The organism is Ensifer sp. Root127, assembly GCF_001425225.1.
In the GTDB taxonomy this organism is placed as follows: Bacteria; Pseudomonadota; Alphaproteobacteria; order Rhizobiales; family Rhizobiaceae; genus Ensifer; species Ensifer canadensis.
In genome coordinates this window covers 230,940-250,569 of record NZ_LMDX01000051.1, presented here as the reverse complement: position 1 = coordinate 250,569, position 19,630 = coordinate 230,940, and the positions used below count along the sequence as shown (strand labels likewise).

Sequence of the window (19,630 nt, the reverse complement as noted above, 5' to 3'; positions counted from 1 at the left end):
GACGGGCAGATAATGAATGGCTGATACGTCCCACGAAGCGATCGACATCCGGCGAGATGACCTCCTGCGGCGCATCGCAACGGCAGCGGAGCCGATCGTTGTTCTGGACGCCGTTGCGGGCATGGGGAAATCGACGCTGTTGTCTCAGCTGGCGTCGAAGCTTCAATGTCCCATATGGCGATCGGTGCTTCCGCCTGGCGAAGACACCTTCGGCGAGGTGCTGCTCTGGGACGTGCCGTCGGACGTCCATGAGGCCGAAGTTGCTGCCGGCTGGCAGGACGGGGGCCGACGTGTCGTGATTGCCAAACGACCGCGAACCCGGCTTCTCGGCCTCGATCGAGCGATTGCCTATGGCAAGGCGCTCTGCCTCGGTACTGACGACCTCTGCTTCTCGCTCGACGAACTCGAGACGTCTTATGGTAAGACCGAGGCGGCCCGGCTGCTGGCCGAAACGGGAGGATGGCCGTTTCTGGTTGGGCTGCTGGGCCGGCAATCGCGAGACGAGGCGGCGGTCATTCGCTTTCTGGCAGACGATGTCCTGCGCGAAATGGCAGATTCCGAGCTCGTCCAGCTCAGCCTTGCCCAGCAGGCGCCAAAGCCGTTGGCCAGCGCGGAAGAAGCGGTGCCTGCCTATCTGCAGGCAACCGGCATCGGCGGTGTGCTTGCCGCAGCCCTTGACATGGTGCTGGCCGAACGGCTCAAGGATAGCGCCCGCGTACCAGTGATCTCGGCGGCCTATTCCGCGCACGGCATGCAGACGGAAGCGATCCTTGTCTTGCAGCGCGCCGGGCTTCACGAACTGGCAGTTCGCGCCTTCGTTGCGGCCTTCGGGCGGTATTACATCTTTTTCCACGGTTCCGAGGCGTTCGACCGGGTTCTCGCCGGGTTTCCGGCCGAGCTGGCGGCGCAGAACGAAGGCATCGTGACGGCGCTTGCCATGCAGGCGCTGAAGCGCGGCGAGGTCCTGCGCGCGCAGCGGTTGCTTGCCGATTGTTACGGATCGCGCGCCAACAATGTGCTGAAGGTGCTGAGCGACCGCGCAGCGTTCTCGGCGGCCTTCCGCTCCTTCCGCCTGGTGATGCTCATTTACGAGGATGTCGTGCTTGGCGACGACCTGCTGGAGCAATCGACCACGCTTCTGTCGGAATTTCCGCTCGACGCCGATCTGGAGCGCGGCAGCATCTACAATTCGATCCTGGAGTTCTACATCCGGCGACGGCGGTTCGCTGTCGCGCAGGACATCGCCGACCGTGCGCTCTTCCACTATGAGCGTGCTGGCGTGCCCCTCCTGTGTTTCTACATCAACCTGCACCAGGCGATGATGCATCTGATGAGCGGTGACGCGGTGCGGGCGCGCAAGAATGCTGTCGATGCCGCTGAACAGATGTCGCGCGTACCGTTCGACAGCCCCATGGACAAACGACTGCTGGCACTGCTGGAGGCCTGTGTGGAATATGAGGACGGCAAGCCCGAGCCGCTGGCGCGCTTCCTGACCTCCGAGATGGATGATTTCTCGCATGGGGAGATCTGGCCGAGCCTGATCGAATTCGCGCTTCAATACGGCAGCCAGGCGCTGAGCGAGCATTTTTCGATGATTGCGGCACGAGGCTTCCTCGATCGCTGGCGTGCCTATCAGGTCTACAACAGGCAGTTCCGCCTGATGATCGAGGTCCGGGACGCCGTCATTCTTCAAAACGGCAACCGCTGGCAGGAGGCTGCGGAAAAGCTCGCTTCCGTGCAGGCTCGCATCAACAGAACCTGGGTGGAGGCGGCCGTCGACGAACTGACCCGCCTGCAGGACCGCGACGAGATCGCGCTGGCCGTCGTCTGGCTGCGCCACATCGTCTTCGAAATGCCGGGTCGCGTCCATCTCGACCGACAGCTCTCCGCTATGGCCAGCAATCTCAACCTGACCGGCCGTCAGCGATTGTGCATCGAAGTCTGGCAGGCCTATGTCGCCCGCCGCCGGCGCAATCTGACAAGTGCGCGCTCCATCCTGCAGAAGACCTTCGAGAATGCAGCCCGGCTCGGCACCATCGCGCCACTCTCGGAGGAGCGCCAATTCCTGCGCGAGCTGACGGGCGACCGGCGCATCAGCGATTTCCTGCAGACGACGCCCACCGCGCAGCAGATCATGCGGCGCCTGCGCGATACCGGCCTGCCCAACACGACGCTCGGCGAAAAGAATGGCCTGACTCGACGCGAGACGCGTCTGCTGCTGATGATTGCGGAGGGAGCGTCGAACAAGTTCATCGCCCATGCTTTGGGCTTGAGCGAAGCGACGGTGAAATTCCATCTCGGCAATCTCTATCGCAAGCTTGGCTGCGGTCGTCGGCGCGAAGCGATTACCGCGGCAAAGGCACTCGGCGTCATTTCCTGACCAGGTTGCAGCCGGCATGATATGCGCCATTCCTTCGCGTGGGCCAGAACAAAACCTATACCTTTCTTGTCAAAACCTATCCTTTCAAGCCGTTGTGCAAACGACCCTTTCGGCTTGAAACTGCCCTCGACCGCAAAAAGCGGCAGACAGGCCGGGCGATAACCGGCCGAGGGGAAAGGGTTGCCAATGGGCAATTATTACGTCGCATTGTTTGCGCGGCGCGCGGTCGGCTTCCTCATGGTGCTGTTCGTGTTGTCGCTGATGATTTTCGTCCTCGCCCGCATCGTGCCGGGCGATCCGGCGCGCATGGCGCTCGGTCCGAGCGCAACCCAGGAGCAGGTCGACCAGCTCCGGCAGCGCATGGGGCTCGATGAGCCACTGGTCACCCAGTATGTGAGCTATGTCAGCCATGCGGTGACCGGCGATCTCGGGCGCTCGATCGTATCCGATCGGGAAGTCAGCGCCGATATCGCCACCTTCCTGCCGGCGACGCTGGAGCTTGTGATCGCCACCATCGTCATCATCTTCGCAGTGGCCGTGCCACTTGGCGTATTGACGGCGCGCTACAGAAACAGCTGGATCGACAATAGCGGCCGCTTCTTCTCGCTCATCGGCGTCACCATTCCGAGCTTTCTCTTCGCGGTTACCCTGCAGATCATTGCCGCGGATCATTTCCCTTCCTGGCCCACTCTCGGCCGGGTCGATTTCCAGCTCGGCGCGCCCGCTGGCCCGACAGGCTTCCTGTTGGTCGACAGCCTGCTTGCCGGCCGCCCGGATGTGTTTCTGAGCGCGCTTCAGCATCTGGTCTTCCCGGCGCTGGCGCTGGCAATGGCCGGTATCGGCCAGATCACCCGCATCACCCGCTCGGCCATGATCGATCATCAGCGTCGCGATCATGTGCTGACGTTGAAGTCCTTCGGCGTGCCGGACCGCGTCATCGTGTTTCGCTATCTGCTGAAGCTTTCGTCGATCGCGCCATTGACGATCATGGGGCTCGAATTTGCCTCGCTGATCGGCAACGCCTTCGTCGTCGAAATGGTCTTCTCCTGGGGCGGCTTTGCCTCCTACGGTCTCGACGCCATCCTGCAGAAAGACCTCAACGCCGTCATGGCGGTGGTCCTCGTCTCGGGTATTTTCTTCATCGCCGCCAATCTCGTCATCGACCTGATCATCAGCATCCTTGATCCGCGGCTTCGCTTCAAGGAGGCCCGCTGATGCAGGATACGACCCGCCTGTCCGCCGGCTACATGACCTGGTACCGGTTCAGCCGAAATCCGGCCGCCGTGATCGGCGCGCTGATCGTGCTCTCGGTCATCGCCACGGCCATCTTCGCGCCGCTGATTGCGCGTTTTCCCGAACATGTCGGCGCCGTCGTCGACTTCCGCAACCGTCATATGCCGCCGGATGTCGACAACTGGTTCGGCACCGACAAGGCCGGTCGCGACATCTTTTCGCGCACGGTCTTCGGCTTCCGCGTGTCGCTGCTGCTCGTCATCGGCGTGCTTGGCGTGGCAGTGCCGATCGGCTCGGCGCTGGGCATGATCGCCGGTTATGCCGGCGGCCTGACGGAGCGGCTCTTAACCGGCTTTACCGATATCATGCTGGCGATCCCTCCGCTGGTGATGGCCCTGGCGATCGGCAACGTGCTTGAGCCCAATCTGGTCAATGCCATGCTGGCGATCACCCTGCTCTGGTGGACCTGGCATGCCCGCCTTGTCTATCGCGTCACGAAGTCGATCGCGGCGGAAGACTATATCGAGGCAGCGCGGCTCGCCGGCGCCAGCCACCTGCACATCCTCGCCAAGGAGATCCTGCCGAACTGCATCTCGGTCATCTCGGTGAAGACGACGCTTGATGCTGCCTTCGTCATCCTCTTCGGCGCGACGCTCTCCTTCCTCGGCCTCGGCGTGAAACCGCCGACACCGGACCTCGGCTCGATGGTTGCCGACGGCCGGCAGTTCCTGCCGGAGAAGTGGTGGGAGGTTCTGGCCCCGGGCTTTGCGATCTTCTACGCCACGCTCGGCTTCAACCTGCTCGGCGACGGGCTGCGCGACATGTTCGATGTGGAGGCCTGAGACGATGAGCACTCCTCTCCTCAAGGTCGAAGACCTCAATATCGCCTTCACCACCTATGGCCGCCGCCAGCATATCCTGAAGGATGTTTCCTTCGCGATCGGCCGGGGCGAGCGCGTGGCGCTGATCGGCGAGACCGGTTCGGGCAAGTCGGTCACCTCAAAGGCGATCCTCGGTACGCTTCCGGACAATGCCCGCATCGAAAGCGGCAACATCGAATATGACGGCAGACGGGTGCTCGATATGCCTGGCCGCGAGCGCGAAGCGCTGAAGGGCACGGCGTTCTCGATCATCATGCAGGACCCGTTGTCTTCGTTCAATCCGGTGTTCCGGATCGGCCGGCACCTCGACGACGTCATGTATTACGCCGATCGGCGCGATGGCGTCCGAAGCTCGGCGAAAGACCGCAAGCAGCGCATTTTCGAGGTCCTTCGCCGCGTGCAGCTCCAGGATCCGGAACGGGTCTTCGACGCCTATCCCTCGCAGCTTTCCGGCGGCATGCGCCAGCGCGTGCTGATCGGCCTTGCGCTCCTGCATCAACCGCAACTGCTGATCGCCGATGAACCCGGCACGGCGCTTGATGTGACCACTCAGGACGAAATCCTGAAGCTGATCAACCGGCTGGTCGACAGCGAGGGCCTTTCCCTGCTGATGATCACGCACAATCTTGGTGTGGTCCGGCAAACGGCGGATCGCGTCTTCGTCATGCGTCATGGCGAGATCGTCGAAAGCGGCAATCTGCGCCAGATCTTCCAAGCGCCGCGGCAGCGCTACACGATCGATCTGATCGATGCGATCCCGCCGCTTTACGGGTCAAAGGTGGTTGATCAGCCGGTTTCGTCGAATGCGCCGATCATCACGCTCGAAGGGGCCGGGAAGGTCTATGTCGAAAAGCCCTTCCTCGGCCGCATGAAGCGCCACGAGGCGGTCAAGCCGGTGACGCTGTCGGTGCCCGAGGGCGAGATCTTTGGCCTCGCCGGCGAATCCGGTTCCGGAAAGACCACCATTGCCCGCATGGTGATGGGGCTGATTGCGCCGAGTTCCGGCACGATCAGCGTTGGCTCGCCTGCGCAGGCAAGCGCGTCGCAACGGCTGACCCAGATCGTCTATCAGAATCCCGGCACGTCGCTGAACCCCAAACGCACCGTGACGCAGACCTTGGCCGTACCGCTCAGCCATGTCGGTCTTCGCGGCAAGGCAGCGACAGTGCGGATGGAGGAACTGATGGCGCTGGTCAATCTGCCGTCCGCCCACCTCTCGAAATATCCGCACGAGCTTTCGGGCGGGCAGAAGCAGCGCGTGGCGATCGCCCGGGCGCTTGCGGCCGAGCCGAAGATCATCGTTCTCGACGAACCGACGTCGGCGCTCGACGTCTCGGTGCAGAAGCAGGTCATCGCCCTGCTGCAACGCCTCAGGGACGAGCTTGGGTTGACGTATTTCTTCATCTCCCATGACCTTTCGCTGATGCGCAATTTCTGCAGCCGCATCGCCATCATGCTGAAGGGCGAGATCGTCGAGGAGGGGCGCACGGCGGATGTCTTTGCCGACCCCAAGCATCCCTATACCCGCGCGCTCATCTCGGCGATTCCGGTGATGAGCGACGAGGAGGAAGCATTGAAACCAACGGTAAGCGTCGAGGAGAGAGCGCGCTTCCTGGTGAGATCAACGGCCTGAGGCCGAACGAGTAAACAGGGCCGAAGGCCCGCCAACAAGGAGACTGTCCGTGTATCGATTGGGAATAGATGTCGGGGGTACGAACACCGACGCCGTCATCATGGAAGGACGGAGTGTGCTGTCGGGCGTCAAGGCGTCGACGACGGAAGACGTGACGTCAGGCGTCATCGAAGCGCTGGAAGGTGCGATCGCCAAGGCCGGCATCGATCGCTCCAAGATCAGCACCGTGATGATCGGCACGACGCATTTCACCAATGCGGTGATCGAGCGCAAGCACATCAACCATGTCGCCGCCATCCGGCTCGGCCTCCCGGCAACCGCCTGCCTGCCGCCGATGGTCGACTGGCCGAACGATCTCGCCGAGGCCGTTGGCCATCACACCCATCTCGTGCGCGGCGGCTATGAATTCGACGGCCGTGCCATCGCGCCGCTCGACGAAGAGGAACTGATCCGCATCGCCGCCGACATTCGCCTCAAGAATGTCAAGGCCGCCGCCATCACTTGCGTCTTCAGCCCCATCAATGCCGAGATGGAGCAGCGGGCCAAGGCTGTCATCGAAAAACATTGCCCTGGCCTTCCGATCGTCGTCTCCGGCGACATCGGCCGCATCGGGCTCCTCGAGCGTGAAAGCGCCGCCATCATGAACGCGAGCCTGTTGTCGCTTGCGGCCAAGACGGTGGACGCCTTCGCCAAGGCGCTGAAGGATGCCGGGCTTTCCTGCCCGTTCTTCATCACCCAGAACGACGGCACGCTGATGGCGGCTGCCACGGTCAGAAGCTTTCCTGTCCTGACCTTCGCCTCCGGCCCGACCAATTCGATGCGCGGCGCAGCCTTCCTGACCGGCCGCAAGGAGGCGATCGTCGTCGACATTGGCGGCACGACCTCCGACGTCGGCGCGTTGCACCACGGCTTCCCGCGCCAGGCGGCGACAATTGTCGACGTCGGCGGCGTGCGCACCAACTTCCGCATGCCCGATGTGTTCTCGATCGGGCTTGGCGGCGGCTCGCTGGTGCGCGAACTTGCCAATGGCGAGGTTACGGTCGGCCCGCAATCGGTCGGTTATCGCATCGCCAAGGAGGCGCTGGTCTTCGGCGGCCAGACCCTGACGACGACGGATATCGCCGTCGCACTCGGCAAGGCCGATATCGGTGATGCGTCCAAGGTCGCGCATCTCGACCGGGCTCTCGCCGAAAAGGCTCATGCCCGGATCGTGTCGATGCTGGAAAACTCGGTGGAGCGCAGCCGCGTCTCGTCCGATCCGATCCCGGTCATCGCGGTTGGCGGCGGTTCGATCCTGATGCCGGACAGGCTTGGGGATCTGGAGGTCATCCGACCTGAGAATTTCGCCGTCGCCAATGCGGTCGGTGCGGCCATCGCCCAGATCAGCGGCGAAGTCGATCGCGTCTTTGCGCTCGAAAAGGGTTTGACGCGCGAAATCTGCCTGAAGCAGGCTGAGCAGGAAGCGACGGAACGTGCGCTTTCGGCCGGCGCCATCGCCGAAACGATCCAGGTCATCGAGCGGGAGGACGTGCCGCTTGCCTATCTGCCGGGGAATGCCACCCGCATCCACGTCAAGGTTGTCGGCGAAATGGGAGGCTTCCATGGCTGAGCGTGCACTGAAGGCCCTGAACTACGATCCGTCCGATCTCTGGGTGCTCGACGAAGAGGACCTGGAGGCGCTGGAAATCGGTGCCGGCATTCTCGGCACCGGCGGCGGCGGCAACCCCTATATCGGCAAGCTGCGAGCGCGGCTTGCGATGCGCAGCGGCTACAACCTGTCGATCCTGCCGCTCGACCGGCTGGCGGACGATGCGCGCTGCATCTCGCTCGGCGGGATCGGTGCACCGGTCGTTGCCTATGAGCGCCTGAAGGAAGGGCGCGAAGGCCTGCGTTGTGTTCGCGCACTCGAAGAGCATCTCGGTATCGCCATCGACGCGATCGTCTGCGAAGAGATCGGCGGAGCCAATTCGATGGAGCCGCTGATCGCGGCCGCCTTTGCCGGCCTGCCGGTCGTTGATTGCGACGGCATGGGGCGCGCCTTCCCGGAAATGCAGATGACCACCTTCTCGATCTACGGTCATCGCTCGACCCCGAGCGTCATGTGCGACCTGCACGGCAATGTCGTCCTGTTCCAGCACGCGGCATCCGAACTCTGGCACGAACGCATGGCGCGCGCCTGCGTCGTTTCGCAAGGGGGCGCATCGACACTCGCCTCGGCGCCGATGACGGGTGCCTTCCTCAAGAAGTACTCGATCCCGCATTCCTACACCCAAGCGGTCTCGCTCGGGCGGGCAGTGCTGAAGGCGCGGCGCGAGCATGCCGATCCGGTTGCGGCCATCTGCGCCCAGGAAAACGGCCGTCAGGTTTTCTCCGGCAAGATCGTCGATCTCGAACGCCATCTGCGTGGCGGTTTCGTCATCGGTGAAGCCAAGCTTGCCGGCATCGATGCCTTCAACGGCGATACGGCCTCGGTGATGATCCAGAACGAAAACCTCGTTTTCAGCCGCAACGGCGAAGTCGAAGTGTCGGTGCCGGATCTGATCATCGTTCTGGATGTCGACAGCGGCAACGCGATCACCACCGAAATGCTGCGCTACGGCCAGCGCGTCGCGATCGTGGCATTGCCCTGCCATTCGCTGCTGCGCTCGGCTGCAGCGCTTGAGGTGGTCGGCCCGAAAGCCTTCGGCTTCGACGACATCACCTTCCGGCCGATCGAGGAGATGCAGGCATGAGCGAGCGGCTCATTACGGCTGCCGACTTGGAAGCGATCGCCATCGGCGGTGCCTATCTCGGCACCGGCGGCGGCGGCGATCCCTATATCGGCAAGCTGATGGCCCGAACTGCAATCGAGGCGAACGGTCCGGTTCGCGTGGTTCAGCCCGATGCCATCGCCGATGATGCGCTCTGCGTCCCCGTCTTCATGATGGGTGCGCCGACGGTAATGGTGGAAAAACTGCCACGCGGCGACGAGGCGCTGGAGGCGCTGCGCCAGCTCGAAAGGTTTCTCGGACGCAAGGCCGATGCCCTGATCTGCGTGGAAGCCGGCGGATTGAACTCGACCATCCCGTTTGCCGTGGCCGCCGCAACCGGCTTGCCGCTGATCGACGGGGACGGCATGGGCCGCGCCTTTCCCGAGCTGCAAATGGTGAGCTTTACCATGCATGACATCAGCGCCACGCCGCTGGTTCATGCCGATGACAAGGGCAACAGCTCGATCATCAATGCGGTCTCGAACCTGTGGACCGAACGGCTGGCCCGCGTCCAGGCGATCCAGATGGGCGGCGCCAGCCTTGTCGCCGCCTATCCGATGACAGGCGCGCAGATGAAGGCCGGGATCCTGCGCGGCACGCTCAGTCTCATCAAGGGTATCGGCGAGACGATCGCGGCCGAGCGCGCCGCCAAGCGCCATCCCGGCATTGCGCTTCGCGAGCAGTTCGACGGTCGGCATCTGTTTACCGGCCGCGTCGTCGATGTCGACCGGGCGACGACCGGCGGTTTTGCGCGGGGGAGGGCCCTGCTCAAGGGCATCGACGGTTTTGCCGGCCGCACCTTCGAAGTCGCGTTTCAGAACGAGTTCTTGGTTGCCCGCGGCGATGGGGGACAGGTCATCGCCTCGACGCCGGACCTCATCTGCGCGCTCGACGCCGATGGCGGGCTGCCCGTTACCACCGAGCAGTTGCGCTATGGCCTGACGGTCGAGTTCACCGGACTTCCCTGCGATCGCCAGTGGCGGACGGCCAAGGGGCTCGAACTCGCCGGCCCCGGCTACTTTGGCTACGACCATGCCTACGAGCCGGTCGAGGCGCTCAATCCGGCCGCCTAAGGGCGACTGATTCGAAAACAACGACAATCAACGAAAAGGGAACTGAGACATGAAGAGAACACTGATCACAGGGCTGCTTCTGGGGCTGGTGCAGACAACGGCACTCACCGCCCCGGCCGCGGCTCAGGAGAAGGTGTCGATCGTCGTTAATGCGACGCAGGAATTCGGCACCATCGATCCCGGCAAGATCAACGACTACACGGAATACATGGCCGCCGTGAACCTCTATTCGGGCCTGACGACAGTCAACCCTGATGGCTCCGTGGTGCCGGAGCTTGCCGAAAGCTGGAGCGTTTCAGACGACGACAAGACCTATACCTTCAAGCTGAAGGAAGGTGCGACATTCCAGGATGGCTCGCCGGTCAAGGCCTCCGATGTCGTCTACACCGTCAAGCGCCTGCTGGCGATCAACGAAGGCCCGTCCTACCTTTTCACCGATATCGTCGACCCGGCCAAGCTGAAGGTCGTCGACGACCGGACCGTCGAGATCGGGCTGAAGAAAGTCTACGCGCCGTTCATCAGCAACACGCCACTGATCCTTGTTCTCAACGAAAAGCTGATCAGGGAAAACAGCAAGGAAGAGTGGGGGACGGGCTATCTGGCCGATCACCCGGCCGGCGCCGGGCCTTACATGCTCTCATCCTGGCAGCGTTCTTCGCAGATGGTCGTCAATCGCTACGAGGGCTATCACGGCGGCTGGAGCAAGGGTAAGCCGATCGACGAGATGCGTTTCGTCATCACCCATGACGAAGCAACGGTGAAGGCGCTCGCGGCCAAGGGCGAACTCGGCATGTCGGCGCGCGCCCAGGCAAACGAGACCTTCGAGGCGATCGAGAAGATGCCGGGCTACAAGATCCTGCGCGGCACGACGGCAACCGGCTTCTACATCAAGATGAACACCAAGGTGCCGCCGACGGATGATATTCACGTCAGGCGTGCGATTGCGCTCGCAACCGACTATGAAACGGTGCGCAACGTCATTCATCCCGGCGAACCGATGAACGGACCGCTGGCATCCGTGTTCAAGGACGCCTATCTCAACGACCTTCCTGCCCCGGAGTACAACCTGGAGAAGGCGAAGGAAGAACTCGCCAAGTCGAAATATGCCGGCAAGGGGCCGATCAAGCTCAGCCATACCTATGTCACGGGCTTGGCCTTCGAAGAAGATATGGCGCTGCTAATGCAGGCCAATCTGGAGCAGATCGGCATCGAACTCGACATCAAGCCGGAACCGTGGAACCGCATCACCGAACTGGCGGCCAAGGTCGAGACGACGCCGGCGACCACGCAGGTCTTCTACGGCCCGACTTATCCGTCACCCGACAGCGTCTTCTATGTGCAGTATCACTCCAAGGCGAAAGGCACTTGGGCCTCGATGGAATGGCTGCAGGATCCTGAGATCGACGCCCTGATTGACAAGTCACGCGAGACGCTGGACCCCGCCACGCAAAACGATCTTTATAAGGAGATACAGCGCAAGGTCGCCGATGCACAGGCCGATGTATTCCTGACGGTGGAGTCTCAGCGTTATGCAGCAAGCAAATGCCTGCAGGGTTACGCCTATATCCCGATGCAGAGCTGGGACCTGAACTTTTCGCGCTTCTGGTGGGATTGCCAGGCCGATTAAAATGAAAAGCCCTGCTTTGCGGGAGCGCGAAGCAGGGCCCTTTTCTGTGCCACCAGCGAAATTGAAGTCGACCTCGTCTGCTCAGCAGTTTCCGAGGCTGGCGCGGCTCATGAGTTCGTTGGTCAGCAGTGCGGTCTTGTCGCCGCATTCCTCGACTTCCTTAAGCAGCGCGGCGAGCGCCAGCTCGAGGCAATATTGAACACCTTCGACATTCAGTGTGCGCGAAGAATCGCGCGCGTAGGTGACAAGGCGGGCCAGCGCGAGCAGCTCCTTCTCCTTGTCTTCAGGTTCAAAGGACATGGCGATCGAAGATTGCATGATTTTCCCCAGTTCCCTACGGATCGGCCCGATCCGCTTCAACATGACAAATCATAGCGTGACTTTTTATTGATGCGCGTGACATCAGCGTGACACACGTTGCATGGGAAATCTGCATTCTTAGGATGAAGCGACAAGTTGATTGAGCAACCGCTTCCAAAGGCTTGTAGAATTGAATGCCCAGCCTCCCGGGGCCTTCGTCTTTTGGGCGGGGGCGGAGCGCATAATGTCGAGCAGATCGAGGGCATCGAGGCGCTTTTGGTCTACCGAGCCGGTTGTGAGAAGCGCCTCTATCCGTTTCAAATCCGTGGTGGGTGGAAGGTTGGCACGCGCCACGATCGCCGACCAGTTGCGGTGCTTGTAAAAGATCTCGGCGGACGCCATCCGCAGTTGCGCGGCAGACGCCGCGTCGATCTGTTGGCGTGCGCGCAAATCTTCAAGGGTCGCCACGACATTGACCAGCGGCAGGGTCAAGGGCAGATAGCCCAGTTCCGCCGGGCCATGGAGAAGGGCGACATCGGCATCGTCCTCAAGCTCGCCCGTCGCATATTGCTGATAGATCCTGCCGACGCCGATCATGCCGAAGGTCGCGCATTCGGCGGCGCGAAGCGCGCCCATACTGGCGGCGCCGTAGATGCGCACACCTTCGGATAACGCGAACAGGATCTCCTTGTGCCACACGGGTGCGACCTGTTCGAAGTGACCGTCGACGAGCCCGATGACAGTGGCGCCGTCCTGCGTGGCGCGCAGGATGTCGCCCTGTACGGCTGGCGGGCGCAACACGATGTCGGTGCCGATGAGCGCTTGCGCGTCCGGCAAGGTCGGGCCGGCAAAGAGGATCTTCATGCGACCTCCAGCGCGCGCGACAGTGCCCTTGCGCCAAAACGGCGCTTGCGTGCTCCGTCCGGATTTTCGAGTTCCGGTACGAAGATTTTTATCACGGAGAACGGTAGCGGCGCGGCGAGTAGTGGAACCGCAACGACAGTCCCGATACCGGCGTGCTTCAGCGCTTCGAGCACGTGCTTGAGCAGCGAGTTGGCTCCGTTGCCAGCGACCGAGGCGAGGGGGTTGCGTGCGCCCGGCGCTGCCTCGAACAGTTGCTGCGTCTCGCGCGGCAGCCTGCGTGTGAAGGTTTCCGGAAAAACATCGTCGCGTGCGCCACTAATATACGTGAGACGCGATTGCGCCGCCTCTGTGATGGCGCGGATTGCGGCGCGTCGCGGATCGGGATGGGCGCCATGCCCGACGGTGACGTCATGGTAACGCGGCTCTTTCGCCGCCAGAACGCCCGCATCCGAGATAACGGCGGTCAGGCATGGGATGCCGATGTCACTGGTCATGTCGAACAGGCGGAACGTCAGGCCCGCTGCCGCAATGCGGCGCGTCATGTCGTTAATGATGGGATCGTCGAGCAGATCGGCGTCGATGCAGGTGCGCAGTCGCGCCGTCAGGGACAGCAGCCGCCACAGGGTCTCGGCATCGCGTTCGATCCGCTCCAGCAGGCCGTGCAGAACCGCCTCGCTTTCGGTGTTGCCGGAGGCAAGCCCATCCGACGACTGCCAGTAGCGACAGCGCTCGAGCGTGCGATCGAGCAGTACCGCCTGAAGTGGAACGAAGGTCGCCTGTTGATCGAGAAGGTCGAAGCCGCGCAGCCACGCCGTTGCTTCGTCATCGTCAAGATCGGCTTCGCCGGCCGCTACAAGGCCCGGAAGGGTGAGCGCTCTTTCGCCCTTTTCCAGCAATGCACGCCGCGTCGCGTGCGTTGTTGGTGCTGATGGGTTGCAGGCGACCGCGCGCTCCAGCGCTTCCATCGCCGCCGATACCTTCGCGTCGATATCGGTGATGCCTTTGCCCTGGTTGATGACGATCGACCTCGCATTCGGCGAAACGGCGTTCCAGACGGGTATGCCGATGCTATCGAGCCCGGTCAGACGGGCAAGCCTGCTGATGCCGAATGAGGGCAACAGAGGAGCGACGCGCGCGAAGGTCTCTTCGGGCGCGCAGACACGGTCGGAGTAATGATCTGCAATGTAAGGATTGTCCGAAATCGGGCGGCTTTCGCTCGCCCGATCTGAATGTGTGTCCGAAGCCATGCGCAAGCGCGCCGAGACTTAGCCGTCCATGAACCCGCCGGACACGGAGCCCGCGGAGTTGGCACGCACGGCCAAGTTGACACCCTTGACCACCGTGGCGCCGGCATTTCTGTGCTCATTGGCCGAAGCCAGGGCGCCCGTGAGCGGATCTACAATGCGTGAGACAGTTCCCGTCCCGAGATCGGCCAGCCACAGGCCATCGTCGCCCTCAACGCCAAATACAACTACCTGAGTCGTCGTCATCATCTTTCCCCTTGTCCCTCATGTGGTGATGATACTTAGAATCCGGCCTTGCGCAGGCCTTCGCAGTAATGGGTTCGCTGCCATTCCTCGCGGAACGGAACGATCGCAATCCATTTGTCCAGGTTGAAGTCCGGGTGGACCTCAAACGTCTTGCGCACGTATTGTCCTGCCTTCTTGCGATTGCCGAGCATACCCCAACTCGCCGCGGCGAGACGATCGGCCGGGGTGGGATCGCGCATGCGCTCGATATAGTCAAGTGCTTGATCATATTGCGAAAGTGAGTAGCAGGCGCCGGCGGCGGTCCAGAAATATTCGTCCGGAGCCATCGGGTTGAGATTGATCGCCGCTTCGATCTTGCGCAGGCCGCCATCCGGGCGCGAGGCCTGTACAAGCGTATCGGCGTAGCTGGCAATCACATTGGCATGCTGCGGGCTGAGCGCTTCGGCCCTCTCATGGAATTCGATGCTTTCGTCGAATTGCCGGCTGTAGAGTTTGACGACACCGAGCTCACGGTAGCCCGCCGCAAGCGTATCGTCGATGGCGATCGCATCACGGGCGTGCTGTTCGGCAAGCGCCAGAAGTTCGCTGTCGCCGCGGGCGGTCAAAAGCCACTCAACGAAATAGCTTCGCGCAAGTCCACTCATCGCCGGAGCCAGATCCGCATTCTGGCTGAGCGCCTCGCGGAAGCTCTTCCGGGCGCGACGGACCTCGGGCAGGTTGAGTTGCTTGAGATAACGCTGGCCGAGCAGGTAGCTGCGATAGGAACTGCCGTTGCTTTCATAGGTCTTGCGCATGGTCTCGTTGCGCTCGACCTGGCTGGCAATGGCAAACGCGATCTGTCGCGCAATCTCCTGGCGTGACCTCATCAAGCCATCGTCATCGAGTGTAAAACGATCGGCCCAGATCACTTCGTCGTTGGCAAAGAAGATCAGCTGCGTGAACAGTGTCTGTCGGCTGCCTTCGTTCGTCAGGCGCGTATCAAGGATATAGCTGATGGCGTGTTGTTCGTAGGTGCTGGCCTTGTCCGCCTGCAGGCTGATCTGCGCTGCCGTGTAGGGCGCTATCACCGAAACCGAGCGGAGCGCGCAAAGGCCGATGGTCACGTCCTCGATCAGGGAGTGAGCAAACAGCGTGGCAGCAGCGTCGGCATTGCCGGCACCCGGCGGCAGCAGTACCACACGCGGCGGACGGGTTTCGCCCATGGTCTCCAGCAGCTGAGTGTTGGTCAAGCTAGACGGTGGTGCCGCCTTGGCGGTTGCGGCCACCAGTCCGCCGCCCGAAAGAAGGCGTGTGTCATAGTGCCGGCCCTCCAGCGTCAGGACGGTCTTGAGGATTTTGCGAACCTCGTCGTCGTCGGGGTTCTTCTCTAGAAGCTTGACGGCAGCGGACCTGACGAGCTTTCGATCCGGGCCGGTCGCAATCTCGGCCGCATTGATCAGGCACTCGCGCAGCAGGGCTGCGTGATCGGCGCGCCGTTGCTCGATCCAGTCGTGAAGCGCTCGGCCCTGCGACTTCAAATCCTTGAGAAAATCGTCACGGAATTTCTCCCCGGCCCATTGGAAGCGCGATAGCGCGTCCTGCTCGGCGTTCCGGCCGATGTCGTCGAGGTCGCTCGCAATCGAATCCGGCTGCATCCGAACAGTCGATGGCGAAAAACTGAGGAACGTGTGGCCGAGTTCTTCCTGACGCGACGTGATGCGGGAGATTGTCTTGCGCAGATTGACCAAGGCCTGGCTCGGAACGACTTCGTTCCACAAGAGCTTGGCGACATCGTTTCGGGATTGCTCGCGATGGCCGCCGGCAATCGCCTGAGCGAGAATGAGCAGACCCTTCTCAGGGAAAGCGACATCGCAGTCGTCTTCGTCAACGAGACGTAATCGCCCGAGGGTCTGCAATCTAAATTTCATCTGGCTATCTCATCGGCAACCTGTGGCGGCTATCCATGCAGGTCTGGGGCGGGCGCAGTGCTGCCGTGGGCTGCGACTGTTTCCGCCTCGGGTGTCTGTGCGACGGCAGCCACCAGCGAGATGATTTTCTTGCGCAGGACCGGATCGGTAATCTTCAGGAAGGCCCGATTGAGCGCAATGCCCTCCTTTGACGAGACGAAGGACGAGATCTCGTTCGGCTCGCGGACATCGCCGAGGCCTGCCCTCGGGGATGCACCCTCTTCGCCTTCCTGGAAGAAGAAGCTCGGATTAACGCCGAGAACGTCGGCGATGGCTTGCAGCCGGCTGGCACCGATGCGATTCGTGCCCTTTTCGTACTTCTGGACCTGCTGGAACGTAATTCCGAGGCCGTCTGCGAGCTTTTCCTGGCTCAACCCGGCCATCAACCGACGCATCCTGACGCGGGAACCGACAAAGACATCAATCTGGCTGGGTGCTTTTGTGTTCACGTGTGTTTCCTCCGCATGTAGGCGTGACCAAATCATACATATGAGTTTGCTCGAATAAATGACTCGATGCAATCACTACGCGCCAAAACACGGATAATTGCGCTGTATGGCACGACTCATTCCCCATTGGATGGCAGGCGTTACGGCCGTTGTTACTGTTACGTACTTGCGCCCGGCCGGGGCAGCGGGTTGCTGTTGAGCAATGTGGGCCATGCCCGCCTGCAACGAAGTCCATTTCGGCAACGTCGGAGATGCGAGATGCGCGGAATAACCTTGACCTTGACGCTACTTTCCATAGCCGCTGCGCCGGCGTTGGCTGGTCCGGCCACGACGACGGCATCGGTCAATTTTCGGGCAGGCCCCGGCACCGGCTTCGACAGCATGGGGAAGATAGACGAGGGCGGACAGGTCGACGTCAAGGAATGTGACGATTCCGGCACCTGGTGCGCCGTCAGCTTTGAGGGGAAGGACGGTTTCATCAGCGGCAAGTATCTGAACGCTGCCGATCCGAAAGCCCTTGGCTGGCCACGCGCCTACAAGACCGACAAGGGAGCGACGATCACACTCTACCAGCCACAGGTGAACGCCTGGAAGAATTTCGTCGATCTCGACGCCCTGATCGCCGCCGAATACAAGCAGTCCGACGATGCCAAGCCGATTTTCGGCGTCATCGGCGTCACCGGCAAGACCGTGACGGACAGTGGCTCGGACGAGGTCGTCGTCTCCGATATCAAGGTCAACGAGATCAACTTCTCGGTTCTCGATCGTCCGGAACTCGCCGACCTGGCACTGGAAGTCGGCAAGATGATGCCTGTAGGCACGATAACGCTGTCGGAGGACAAGCTGACCGCGAGCCTTGCCGACTATGAGCGGCTCGGCAATGTCGAAGGGCTGAAAGCAGATCCACCGCCGATCTATGTCAGCAAGGAGCCGGCGGTGCTTGTCCAGACCGACGGCAAGGCTGTGTTTGCGCCGGTCAAGGGCGTCCAGAGTCTTTCCTTCGCCGTCAATACCAATTGGGACCTGTTCAAACTCGACGCCGACAGCACCTACTATCTTCGCAACGAAAAGGCGTGGCTGCAGTCGAAAGACCTGTCGAGCGGCTGGCAGGCCGCAACGTCGCTGCCGGATATCTTCGGCAAGTTGCCGGATGATGACAACTGGAAGGACGCCAGGGCGGCAATCCCGCTTGCCACCGGTGAGGGCGTGACGCCAAAGGTCATCTATTCCGACAAGCCGTCAGAATTGCTCGTCTTCAACGGTGAACCGAAGCTCGAGGCGGTGCCCGGGACCGGCCTGAAGATTGCGACGAACACCGAGAGCGATGTCTTCTATCTGCCCGCGGATTCGAACTGGTACGTTCTCGTTTCCGGCCGCTGGTTCTCCGCCGCGTCGCTTGATGGTCCCTGGACCTTCGCCACGCCCAACCTTCCACAGGATTTCCAGAATATTCCGGAGGATGCCTCCTATTATACGGTCCGCTCTTCGGTTCCCGGCACCTCGGAGAATGCGGAAGCGCGACTGAAGGCGAGCATCCCCGAAAAGGCTCGCGTTTCGTTGGACGGCTCGGTCAAGGTTGACGTCGCCTATAGCGGAGACCCGAAATTCGAGAAAATCGACGGAACGTCGCTCACCTACGCCGTCAACACCAATGAGACGGTCATCAAGGTTGCCGACAAGTATTTCGTGCTGAAGGATGGAGTGTGGTTTGTCGGCGATACGCCGACCGGGCCGTTCACCGTTGCGAAGGCCGTTCCGGACGAAGTCTACACGATCCCGCCGTCGTCGCCTGTCTACAATGCCACCTATGTCCGGATCTACGAGACCGAGCCGGACGCAGTTTGGTTCGGATATACCATGGGGTATCTCGGCGCGTATCTTGCCTGGGACACGTTCGTCTACGGCACCGGCTGGTACTATGACGACTACTGGGACTACGGTTGGGCCGGTGGCGGCTATTGGCCCTATTATCCGCGCCCGGTAACCTATGGCGTCGGCGCATTCTACAATCCGGCGGTAGGCACATTCGGTCGTTACGGCTACGCCTATGGCCCCTATCGCGGCATCGCTGCCGGCGCTGCCTACAATCCACGCACTGGCACATATATCCGTGGAGCGGCAGGCTATGGACCTGCGGGTGAACGCGGCTTTGTCGCAGCCTATAATCCCCGTACCGGCAACGCTGCAATCGCGCGCGGCGGGAACAATGTTTACGGCAGCTGGGGGACGGCCGCCGTCAAGCATGGCTCGGACTTCGCCCGTATCAGCGGCGGGTCGACCGCTGGCGGCGCCGGTGCGCATTGGCGCACGTCCGATGGCAACCACGGATTTGTCGCAGGCGGCAAGGGCGGCGACGTCTATGCCGGACGCGACGGCAATGTCTATCGCCGCGACGATGGCCAATGGCAGAAGCATACGCCCGACGGATGGCAACCGGTTCAAAAGCCATCGATTCAGGATGCGAAGAAAGCCGGCCAGCAGTTCGCGACCCAGCACCCGGATGCGACGCAGAACCTGAACAAGCGCATAGACAATCGCGGTCAGGTCGGCGACGGCAGCGCGATTGGTGACCGTGCACCCGACCATCTGGCAATCGACCGCGCGGGTCGCCAGATCGGCAATCAGCGTTCATTCGAACATCAGTCCTTCGACCAGCGGCCGCTGAATTTCCCGAGCGGCGGCGGCTTCGGAGGGGGCGGGTTCGATCGCCCCGGCGGATTTGGCGGTGGCGGCGGCGGATTTGGTGGCGGCGGCTTCCATGGCGGAGGCGGATTCTCCGGCGGCGGTGGTTTTCACGGAGGTGGTGGCTTCCACGGTGGCGGTGGTGGTGGTTTCCGGCGCCGTTGACCGCAGAAATGTGCACCGAAAACGGAAGTTGGTATAAACGTCGGGGACTGTGTTAGCGTTTGCGCAAATGAGAACAGGAATCGATCGGCTCTCGCCGGTCGTTGGGGGTATGGTCAGCATGGTCGGTGTCAGTTCGTTGCGTGGATTCTGGGGGCCG

General features: G+C 61.9%; 15 protein-coding genes. 9 read left to right on the top strand and 6 right to left on the bottom strand.

Annotation, left to right across the window (positions count from 1 at the left end):
• Nucleotides 1–16: 16 nt before the first annotated feature.
• The 8 genes from ASD03_RS32305 (at nt 17) to ASD03_RS32270 (ending at nt 11,577) form a co-directional block, all read left to right on the top strand.
• Nucleotides 17–2,380 carry a LuxR family transcriptional regulator gene (locus ASD03_RS32305; RefSeq protein WP_082555719.1) on the top strand — a complete coding sequence of 788 codons (2,364 nt, stop codon included), beginning with the start codon at nt 17–19 and terminating at the stop codon, nt 2,378–2,380.
• A gap of 186 nt (nt 2,381–2,566) precedes the next feature.
• Nucleotides 2,567–3,595 (top strand): ABC transporter permease, encoded by a 1,029-nt coding sequence (locus tag ASD03_RS32300; protein WP_025428504.1) that lies wholly within the window; start codon nt 2,567–2,569, stop codon nt 3,593–3,595.
• Nucleotides 3,595–4,455 carry an ABC transporter permease gene (locus ASD03_RS32295; RefSeq protein ID WP_057218232.1) on the top strand — a complete coding sequence of 287 codons (861 nt, stop codon included), beginning with the start codon at nt 3,595–3,597 and terminating at the stop codon, nt 4,453–4,455. Before ASD03_RS32300 ends, ASD03_RS32295 begins: the two co-directional genes overlap by 1 nt.
• Before the next feature lie 4 nt (nt 4,456–4,459).
• Nucleotides 4,460–6,127 (top strand): ABC transporter ATP-binding protein, encoded by a 1,668-nt coding sequence (locus tag ASD03_RS32290; protein WP_025428506.1) that lies wholly within the window; start codon nt 4,460–4,462, stop codon nt 6,125–6,127.
• Nucleotides 6,128–6,176: 49 nt separating this feature from the next.
• A complete protein-coding gene (locus ASD03_RS32285) occupies nt 6,177–7,736 on the top strand; it encodes a hydantoinase/oxoprolinase family protein (RefSeq protein ID WP_057218229.1) in 1,560 nt (519 codons plus the stop codon).
• Entirely contained in the window at nt 7,729–8,859 is a 1,131-nt protein-coding gene (locus tag ASD03_RS32280; RefSeq protein WP_057218227.1) for a DUF917 domain-containing protein, read from the top strand. The genes ASD03_RS32285 and ASD03_RS32280 overlap by 8 nt, the downstream gene beginning before the upstream one ends.
• Nucleotides 8,856–9,950, top strand: coding sequence for a DUF917 domain-containing protein (locus tag ASD03_RS32275; protein ID WP_057218225.1), 1,095 nt, complete (start codon nt 8,856–8,858; stop codon nt 9,948–9,950). The genes ASD03_RS32280 and ASD03_RS32275 overlap by 4 nt, the downstream gene beginning before the upstream one ends.
• A 49-nt stretch (nt 9,951–9,999) precedes the next feature.
• A complete protein-coding gene (locus ASD03_RS32270) occupies nt 10,000–11,577 on the top strand; it encodes an ABC transporter substrate-binding protein (protein WP_057218223.1) in 1,578 nt (525 codons plus the stop codon).
• An 81-nt stretch (nt 11,578–11,658) separates the two neighbouring features.
• On the opposite strand, the gene ASD03_RS32265 is transcribed toward ASD03_RS32270, so the two are convergent.
• From ASD03_RS32265 to ASD03_RS32240, 6 genes are all read right to left on the bottom strand, one after another.
• Nucleotides 11,659–11,940: a hypothetical protein gene (locus tag ASD03_RS32265; protein WP_128090383.1), complete on the bottom strand. Its 282-nt coding sequence runs from the start codon at nt 11,938–11,940 to the stop codon at nt 11,659–11,661.
• A gap of 75 nt (nt 11,941–12,015) precedes the next feature.
• Nucleotides 12,016–12,741: a TfuA-like protein gene (locus ASD03_RS32260; protein WP_057218221.1), complete on the bottom strand. Its 726-nt coding sequence runs from the start codon at nt 12,739–12,741 to the stop codon at nt 12,016–12,018.
• Nucleotides 12,738–13,988, bottom strand: a complete 1,251-nt coding sequence (locus ASD03_RS32255; protein ID WP_082555718.1) for a YcaO-like family protein — start codon at nt 13,986–13,988, stop codon at nt 12,738–12,740. The genes ASD03_RS32260 and ASD03_RS32255 overlap by 4 nt, the downstream gene beginning before the upstream one ends.
• Before the next feature lie 18 nt (nt 13,989–14,006).
• Nucleotides 14,007–14,231: a hypothetical protein gene (locus tag ASD03_RS32250; protein WP_057218219.1), complete on the bottom strand. Its 225-nt coding sequence runs from the start codon at nt 14,229–14,231 to the stop codon at nt 14,007–14,009.
• 35 nt (nt 14,232–14,266) lie between these two features.
• On the bottom strand, nt 14,267–16,138 hold the full coding sequence (locus ASD03_RS32245; protein WP_025428515.1) for a hypothetical protein: 1,872 nt from the start codon (nt 16,136–16,138) through the stop codon (nt 14,267–14,269).
• A gap of 29 nt (nt 16,139–16,167) precedes the next feature.
• Nucleotides 16,168–16,626 (bottom strand): helix-turn-helix transcriptional regulator, encoded by a 459-nt coding sequence (locus ASD03_RS32240; protein WP_025428516.1) that lies wholly within the window; start codon nt 16,624–16,626, stop codon nt 16,168–16,170.
• 258 nt (nt 16,627–16,884) lie between these two features.
• Here ASD03_RS32240 and ASD03_RS32235 point away from each other — a divergent pair, with 258 nt between their 5' ends.
• On the top strand, nt 16,885–19,473 hold the full coding sequence (locus tag ASD03_RS32235; RefSeq protein ID WP_057218216.1) for an SH3 domain-containing protein: 2,589 nt from the start codon (nt 16,885–16,887) through the stop codon (nt 19,471–19,473).
• Nucleotides 19,474–19,630: the final 157 nt, after the last annotated feature.

Excerpts from the sequence above, each read along its gene's own strand:
- ASD03_RS32300 (WP_025428504.1), top strand. The coding sequence starts at position 2,567 with ATGGGCAATTATTACGTCGCATTGTTTGCGCGGCGCGCGGTCGGCTTC.
- ASD03_RS32235 (WP_057218216.1), top strand. The coding sequence starts at position 16,885 with ATGCGCGGAATAACCTTGACCTTGACGCTACTTTCCATAGCCGCTGCG.
- ASD03_RS32290 (WP_025428506.1), top strand. The coding sequence starts at position 4,460 with ATGAGCACTCCTCTCCTCAAGGTCGAAGACCTCAATATCGCCTTCACC.
- ASD03_RS32295 (WP_057218232.1), top strand. The coding sequence starts at position 3,595 with ATGCAGGATACGACCCGCCTGTCCGCCGGCTACATGACCTGGTACCGG.
- ASD03_RS32255 (WP_082555718.1), bottom strand. The coding sequence starts at position 13,988 with ATGGCTTCGGACACACATTCAGATCGGGCGAGCGAAAGCCGCCCGATT.
- ASD03_RS32305 (WP_082555719.1), top strand. The coding sequence starts at position 17 with ATGGCTGATACGTCCCACGAAGCGATCGACATCCGGCGAGATGACCTC.
- ASD03_RS32245 (WP_025428515.1), bottom strand. The coding sequence starts at position 16,138 with ATGAAATTTAGATTGCAGACCCTCGGGCGATTACGTCTCGTTGACGAA.
- ASD03_RS32260 (WP_057218221.1), bottom strand. The coding sequence starts at position 12,741 with ATGAAGATCCTCTTTGCCGGCCCGACCTTGCCGGACGCGCAAGCGCTC.
- ASD03_RS32265 (WP_128090383.1), bottom strand. The coding sequence starts at position 11,940 with ATGTTGAAGCGGATCGGGCCGATCCGTAGGGAACTGGGGAAAATCATG.
- ASD03_RS32280 (WP_057218227.1), top strand. The coding sequence starts at position 7,729 with ATGGCTGAGCGTGCACTGAAGGCCCTGAACTACGATCCGTCCGATCTC.
- ASD03_RS32275 (WP_057218225.1), top strand. The coding sequence starts at position 8,856 with ATGAGCGAGCGGCTCATTACGGCTGCCGACTTGGAAGCGATCGCCATC.
- ASD03_RS32270 (WP_057218223.1), top strand. The coding sequence starts at position 10,000 with ATGAAGAGAACACTGATCACAGGGCTGCTTCTGGGGCTGGTGCAGACA.
- ASD03_RS32250 (WP_057218219.1), bottom strand. The coding sequence starts at position 14,231 with ATGACGACGACTCAGGTAGTTGTATTTGGCGTTGAGGGCGACGATGGC.